Source organism: Acidithiobacillus sp. TH-A35 (genome assembly GCF_057473505.1).
Window position 1 is genome coordinate 1 of the sequence record NZ_JBYCKR010000062.1, and the last position, 5,083, is coordinate 5,083.

Below are 5,083 nucleotides of genomic sequence, written 5' to 3' on the forward strand. Positions count from 1 at the left end.
TCCCGCCCTTAAATAGCCCTTGAGCAAGCTAGGTAGTGTGGCGGGGCCTACCTGCGCCTGCATATCAAAATTGGGAACGGCGCGCAGGGGGAATACACGCTGCTCCTGCGGCGTAAGGTACGTATGGAGACTCTGGTACAGGGCGCCAAGGGCCGGGCCGTCGGTACTGTGTACACTCGCGCAACCCATGAGATAATCGATTTGCCACATCGCCATGGCCTCAGCCAGCCCCGACCAGAGCAGCGTAATCACTGCGCCCTGACGATAGTCGGGGTGTACGCAGGATCGCCCCAGTTCCATAATCCGCGTGTTCAACGCCAGCAGACGTGAAAGGTCAAACTCTGTCTCAGCATAATAGCGGCCTACCCGAGCGACCTTCTCGGGGAGGAAGAGACGATAGGTACCAACAACTTCCTGACGGACCTCATCTTCGACAATCAGGTGCTCACAAAAGGGGTCGTACTCATCCTGATCCAGCCCAGGACGACCACTAAACTGGGCACCATACTCGGCACTGAATACGTCATAGCGCAGTCGTTGCGCCGCTTCTACCTCATCCTGGTGACGTGCCAGATAGAGACGCAACGAGCGCTCTTTCTTCGTGGCGGCGTGACCAGTACTACCGTGAGATTGGGTGCTGAGCATGCAGAGCTCTCCGTGTAAAAACGATAGCAAACCTTGCGTATTATGACTCATAAACATGACAATAGTGCGACAGTTTTATGAACTTTTTGTAACAATGATACGCTGACCCTCACAGAGATGGTAACTTTTCTTCTTAAAACATTATGTTGACCTTGCTGCAAAAGTCGCCGCCCCCGGCGACCATCGTCGATACGGGTATTTTATATCATGATTCAAACAATGCCAGCCCTGATCGTCAAATCGTGGCGGTGCCGATGTGGATCGCGGCAGGCTCTTGCACCGCACGCTCTCAATAGTTACTGTATGCCTTTACTTTTTTTCATTGTATCAGAGGTGAAAGTTCCGCCATGTCCGCCGCCCCCGAGGAAGTCGATGACAGCCCCTATTGCTGCTGTTCGGCCGCCACTTTTCAGGAAATTCTTGAGCGTCAGCGCGCCGCACCCCTGCCCTTTATGGAGCTTTTGATGGTCCACGCCGGCTGCGGCGCTGGCTGCGGCAGTTGCATCGACGATCTGGAAGCCTATTTGCGCAGTCACGACGCCTACATAGAGGATTGAATCCTTCCTGCGCTTTTTGTCCGCCCTGGTGGTCGCGGGGTGGTGATTTTCAGACCATCTGGGCGCCCTTTTTCGCCCGCTCAGATCCGGTCGATTTTCGCCGGGAAATCTGGGAAACCCCAGATGGCGACCGGGTCGCTGTAGACTGGGTGGACGCGTCAGCCAATGCGCCCGTGGTTATTCTCTTTCATGGCTTGGCGAGCAGTTCGCGGGGACATTATGCCCGCTCCCTCGCGGCGGGTTTGCGGCGGAGGGGCTGGGCAGGCTGTTTTATCAATTTCCGCGGCTGCGGAGGAATAGACAACTTACTGCCTCGCGGCTACCACGCGGGTGATAGTGCCGAGATTCGCTGGATGCTGGAGCGTGCTACTGCACTCTTCCCGCGTCGCCCACGCTACGTCGTCGGCGTTTCCCTCGGCGGTAACGCCCTACTCAAATATCTGGGCGAGGTAGGAGACGAGGCGCGCAAAAATCTGGAACGTGCGGCTGCGGTCTGCGCCCCCATTGATCTGGTCGCGACAGCAGAGTATCTGCAATCCAGCCATCTTCGCTTCTACAACCGGTATTTTCTCCAGAAAATGAAGACTTCTGTCCGCCGTTACGAGGCCAGGTACCCGGATATGGCGGACTGGCCACGGGTCTTTTCGGCAAAAAGCGTGTATGATTTCGATGAATATTTTACGGCACCAGTACATGGTTTCTCAGGCGCCCGACACCTCTGGGAAGAGGGCTCCGCAGCGCCGTTGTTGTCACATATCAACGTGCCCACACTGCTTCTGAACAGTGCGGATGATCCTATTGTACCCGTCGACAGCCTGCGCAATGTTCAGACAAGCCCGGCCGTAACACGTTGCATCACCGAGCAAGGCGGCCATGTTGGCTTTATAGATGGAGCCTTTCCGGGCCATCTGCGCTGGTTGCCAAACACGCTGCTGGACTATTTTGAGAGGAAGATGATCCCATGACAGACCACCTGCAACCCCGTCTTCGCGTTCTGCTGGCGGAAGCCATCGCCATTGGCCCCGGCAAGGCCGAACTTCTGCGCCATATCCGCGAAGAAGGCTCCATCTCTGCGGCGGCGCGGGCGATGAATATGAGTTACCGGCGCGCCTGGTTGCTGGTGGACACCATGAATCACTGTTTTTTGGCACCGGTGGTGAGCACCGCAACCGGAGGCAGTCACGGCGGCGGTGCGCATCTGACCGAGATGGGGGAAGAGATACTCATCCGTTACGAGGCTATGGAGGCCAAGGCAAACCTGACCCTGGCGCCCGATATCGCCGAATTCCGCAAACTCATGCAACTCCATAAACCGGAAGAAAGCGCTTCGTGAAAAATCTGCTCCGCGAAGTACTGTGCAGCAGGGTCTACGATGTGGCCCGGGAAACGCCCCTGGAAGCGGCGCCCAAACTGAGCGCACGCCTGCAGCGCGAAGTACTGTTCAAACGCGAAGACCTGCAGCCGGTGTTCAGCTTCAAACTGCGCGGCGCCTACAACAAGATCGTCCAGCTTTCGGATGCCGAAAAAGCACGCGGTGTCATCACCGCCAGCGCCGGCAATCATGCGCAGGGCGTCGCCTACGCTGCCCAGAAGCTGGGTATTCGTGCGGTGATCGTCATGCCCGGCACCACCCCGGAAATCAAGGTCAATGCGGTACGGGCGCGGGGTGCGGAGGTCATTCTTCATGGCGACAGCTACTCCGACGCGCAGGCGCATTGCGACGCCCTGATCGCCGAATCGGGCCTGGTCTTCATTCCGCCCTTTGACGATCCGCTGGTCATTGCCGGCCAGGGGACCATAGGCGCAGAGATACTCCGTCAGCGGGGCGCCGGCCTGGAAGCGATTTTTGTTCCAGTGGGAGGCGGCGGTCTCATTGCCGGGGTGGCAGGCTACCTGAAATCCATCGTGCCAGAGATTCGCATCATTGGCGTTGAACCCTTTGAGGCCGATGCCATGTATCAGTCTTTACTGGCGGGGAAGCGGGTGACTCTGCCCCAGGTCGGTATTTTCGCCGACGGCGTGGCGGTGCGCCAGGTAGGAGAACACACCTTTGCCCTCTGCCGCAAATATGTGGACGAGATCGTGCGGGTGAGTAATGACGAGATCTGTGCGGCCATCAAGGATGTTTTCGACGAAACCCGTTCCATTATGGAGCCGGCCGGGGCGCTGGCCCTGGCGGGTCTCAAGCGGATGGCCGTAACCGACCCCGGTCAGGGCGGGGCCTGGGTCGCCCTCCTCTCAGGCGCCAATATGAACTTCGACCGTCTGCGCTTCATCGCCGAGCGGGCGGAACTGGGCGAGGCCCGCGAGGCGCTGTTTGCGGTCACCATCCCGGAGCGGCCGGGGGCCTTTCGCGCTTTCTGTGCGGCGATTGGTCAGCGGGTCGTCACCGAATTCAATTACCGCCTGCACCACCGGGATCAGGCGCATATTTTTGTCGGTGTGGCCATCCGCGACCGGAAAGACGCCAGTGCGTTGCTGGAGAGCTTACGGATCACGGGTCACGAAGCGCTAGACCTGAGTGATGATGAAATGGCCAAACTGCACATCCGCCATATGGTGGGCGGGCATGCGGCGGCCGCGCAGAATGAGCGGATTTATCGTTTTGAGTTTCCGGAACGACCGGGGGCGCTGATGGAGTTTCTCGACAAACTGGGCGGACACTGGAATATCAGTCTCTTCCACTATCGCAATAATGGCGTCGACTTGGGCCGGGTGCTGGCGGGCTTTGAGGTGCCGGACAGCGAGATGGCACAATTCGAATCGCTGCTTGCCCGGCTCGATTACCCGCACGTGGCGGAAACCGCCAACCCGGCCTACCGGTTTTTTCTGGATCAGGGTCAGCACCGAGCCTCTGCTTAATCCCCGCGCGGGGCGAACATCAGGCGCAGGGACTCGCCGATACCCGCCGCCATACCCTGCCAGCGACGGGCAATATCCGCATCCATGTGATCCAGCATGGTTTCGTGAAAAAGCGCGAGCCAGTCATTCACCAGCGGATGGGTTATTCCGACCGGAGCATGCTTGTCGCCCAGCGCATAGCGGTAATCTTTGTAGGGAAGTCCGCCGGACACGGTCCACCAGTAGTGAACGAGACGATCCTTGTGCAACTCCCAGTCCTGGACGATGGAAAAAGGCTCTGCCAGTGTCGGGTGATGCTGGATGCGATTGTAGAAATCATCCACCACGACACGGATCACTGGCAGCGTAATCTTCTCGCAAAGGGGTTCGAGACGGCGTTTGGGAGGGCTTACCTGCTCCATGATCGGCTCCGGCGTCCGCAGACTGCGGAAATATGCAGTATTGCTGATGGAGCAACTGCGGGTCAACATCTAAAAACCAGCCGTTCAGAACCGCTCCGGTCGGTAGGGAGCGGGGTCCGTAAACGGCGTTTCACCCAACATCATCTCGGCCAGCAAACGCCCGGTGGTCGGCCCTAGGGTCAGGCCCTGGTGACAGTGGCCGAAGGCATACCACACACCCGGATGCCCCGGCGCCCGACCAATGATCGGCAGCATGTCGGGGGTGCAGGGGCGCACCCCCATCCAGGGGTCGGCGTCCAGACGCCCGCCGAGGGCAGGCAATAACCGCCGTGCCTGCGCCTCCGCCCGGCTAAGCGGAATAGCGGAAGGCGGTGCATCCCGGCGCGCAAACTCCGCACCGGTCGTCAGCCGGATACCGCGCTGCATGGGCACCAGCATATAGCCCTGATCGGCACCGAGCACCGGGTGACAGAGCGGTGTCGCCACCGGCTGGGCGTAGTCCATGTGATAGCCCCTTTTTACAAAAAGCGGCGGGTGGTAGCCCAGAGATCCGGTCACATCCGGCGACCAGGCGCCCAAAGCCACCACCACCTCGGCGGCGTCCACCGGCTCATGCAC

Annotated in this window: 7 protein-coding genes; 4 read left to right on the forward strand and 3 right to left on the reverse strand. The window is 59.3% G+C overall.

The genetic code is table 11. The features are described 5' to 3' along the window. A partial coding sequence (locus AC2VNK_RS02410; protein WP_486882676.1) for a GNAT family N-acetyltransferase occupies positions 1–645 on the reverse strand: 645 nt, incomplete at its 3' end. Between the two features lie 347 nt (positions 646–992). Between AC2VNK_RS02410 and AC2VNK_RS02415 the strand changes: the two genes are divergently transcribed. From AC2VNK_RS02415 to ilvA, 4 genes are read left to right on the forward strand one after another with little or no spacing between them, the layout of a single operon-like run. Beyond that, positions 993–1,202, forward strand: coding sequence for a (2Fe-2S)-binding protein (locus AC2VNK_RS02415; RefSeq protein ID WP_291521065.1), 210 nt, complete (start codon positions 993–995; stop codon positions 1,200–1,202). Further along, positions 1,199–2,167, forward strand: coding sequence for a YheT family hydrolase (locus AC2VNK_RS02420; RefSeq protein ID WP_291521063.1), 969 nt, complete (start codon positions 1,199–1,201; stop codon positions 2,165–2,167). Before AC2VNK_RS02415 ends, AC2VNK_RS02420 begins: the two co-directional genes overlap by 4 nt. Beyond that, a complete protein-coding gene (locus AC2VNK_RS02425; RefSeq protein ID WP_291521061.1) occupies positions 2,164–2,535 on the forward strand; it encodes a winged helix-turn-helix domain-containing protein in 372 nt (123 codons plus the stop codon). Before AC2VNK_RS02420 ends, AC2VNK_RS02425 begins: the two co-directional genes overlap by 4 nt. After that, positions 2,532–4,064 carry a threonine ammonia-lyase, biosynthetic gene (gene ilvA, locus AC2VNK_RS02430; RefSeq protein WP_291521059.1) on the forward strand — a complete coding sequence of 511 codons (1,533 nt, stop codon included), beginning with the start codon at positions 2,532–2,534 and terminating at the stop codon, positions 4,062–4,064. The genes AC2VNK_RS02425 and ilvA overlap by 4 nt, the downstream gene beginning before the upstream one ends. Here the strand turns inward: ilvA and AC2VNK_RS02435 are convergent. Together AC2VNK_RS02435 and AC2VNK_RS02440 are read right to left on the reverse strand one after the other, a co-directional pair. Continuing rightward, complete coding sequence (locus AC2VNK_RS02435; RefSeq protein ID WP_291521057.1) at positions 4,061–4,465, reverse strand: group III truncated hemoglobin; 405 nt, start codon at positions 4,463–4,465, stop codon at positions 4,061–4,063. The two genes, ilvA and AC2VNK_RS02435, sit on opposite strands and share 4 nt — an antisense overlap. Positions 4,466–4,549: 84 nt before the next feature. Next, positions 4,550–5,083: NAD(P)/FAD-dependent oxidoreductase (locus AC2VNK_RS02440; RefSeq protein WP_486882677.1), on the reverse strand; the 534-nt coding region annotated here is incomplete at its 5' end.

Bases quoted from the DNA above. Each gene is read 5' to 3' on its own strand.
- AC2VNK_RS02415 (WP_291521065.1), top strand. From the start codon at position 993: ATGTCCGCCGCCCCCGAGGAAGTCGATGACAGCCCCTATTGCTGCTGT.
- AC2VNK_RS02425 (WP_291521061.1), top strand. From the start codon at position 2,164: ATGACAGACCACCTGCAACCCCGTCTTCGCGTTCTGCTGGCGGAAGCC.
- AC2VNK_RS02435 (WP_291521057.1), bottom strand. From the start codon at position 4,465: ATGGAGCAGGTAAGCCCTCCCAAACGCCGTCTCGAACCCCTTTGCGAG.